Annotated in this window: 1 protein-coding gene; it reads right to left on the bottom strand. The window is 56.6% G+C overall.

The annotated features are described in order from the left end of the window. Positions 1–28: 28 nt before the first annotated feature. A partial coding sequence (locus tag AC1DLB_RS29990; protein WP_477786282.1) for a GntP family permease occupies positions 29–1,408 on the bottom strand: 1,380 nt, incomplete at its 5' end.

Here is a 1,408-nt window from a genome sequence, read left to right as displayed (position 1 = left end):
GGGTTACTAACTGCGAACAGATCCTGACTCAAACCACCGTGACAGCCGCATTCAACATCAACACCACAATCAAACCGACCACGGCCACGATGGATTGAACCACTGAAATGGTCTTGGTGGCTTCGCCCATAGTCATGCCGAAGGATTCCTTCACCATCCAGAAGCCCGCATGGTTCGCATAGTTGAAGAACAGCGAGCCGCAGCCTATGGACAAGGCAAGCAGAGGCAGGTTGAGGCTGGGATCAGCACCTGCAAGCGGCGCCAGCAAGCCAGCAGCACCAACGATACCGACAGTGGCAGAACCGGTAGATACCGAGAGCAACATCGCGATCAACCAACCCAAGATCAGCGGAGGGAACGCAGACTGCTGAGTCAGGTGCACAATGGCATCGCCCACCTTGGCGCTGGTCAACAGCTCCTGAAAGGCACCACCGCCGGCGATGATCATGATGATTGAGGCGATTGGCTTGAGGCTCTTGCCCAGGGATTCGCGCAATTGCCCCGCATCGCCGCCCCGCGCGAGTACCAGACTTGCCCCTGCGAACAGCACGCCCAGGAGCATGGCGATCAGGGGATTGCCCAAGAAACTAGCCATTTTCAGGATCGCATTGTCCTTGGGTAATACCATCTCAGCGACGGCATGAATCAGCATCAGGATCGCCGGTAGCAAGGCTGCCAGCACGCCAAGGCATACGCTGGTGCTTGGTTGATCGTCGGCTTTTTCAGCCAGGGTGAACTGATCTAGCAAAACCTGATCGGGCCGAGTGCTCATGCGCGGCGAAATGAATGCGCCATAAAGCGGGCCGCCTAAAATCATTGCAGGAATAGCCGCAAGGAAGCCATAGAGCATTGTGGGCCCAACCGAGGTTTTGAGCGCGGCGATGGCCGTCAAGGGGCCAGGGTGCGGCGGTACCATCCCGTGCATGGCTGCAAGTGCCGCAATCACCGGAACACCCACATACACATAGGCTGAACCTTTGAAGCGAGCCTGGCTTTCCAGCTTTCGCGCCACGCTGAATATCAGCGGCAGCATGATCACCAAGCCCACCTCGAAAAACATGGGAATGCCAATTACAAATGCAACCATCATCATGGCCCAAGGTATCATCCGATCCGATGTTCGCTTGAGGATGACCTCGGCGACCTGCTCTGTGACGCCTGCGTCAGCAAGAATTTTGCCTAGCATCGCTCCAAGCGCGATTACGACCCCTACTGCCYCCAGTGTCTTTCCGACGCCGGTGATCAAGTGGGAGACTATGGTTTCTGGTTCCATACTGGTTGCAAAGCCAACGCCAACGGAAACTACTAGCAAGGCCAGGAGCGGGTGCATTTTGAGACGCGACACGATGAGCGCCACCAGCACCAAGACGCTCACCAATGCGGTCAGTAAGAGGTCTACATCTAAGGG

The sequence above is a fragment of the Pseudomonas sp. 05N434 genome, assembly GCF_056396965.1.
The sequence above is the reverse complement of the archived record's forward strand: the minus strand, read 5'-3'. Positions and strand labels throughout refer to the sequence as shown.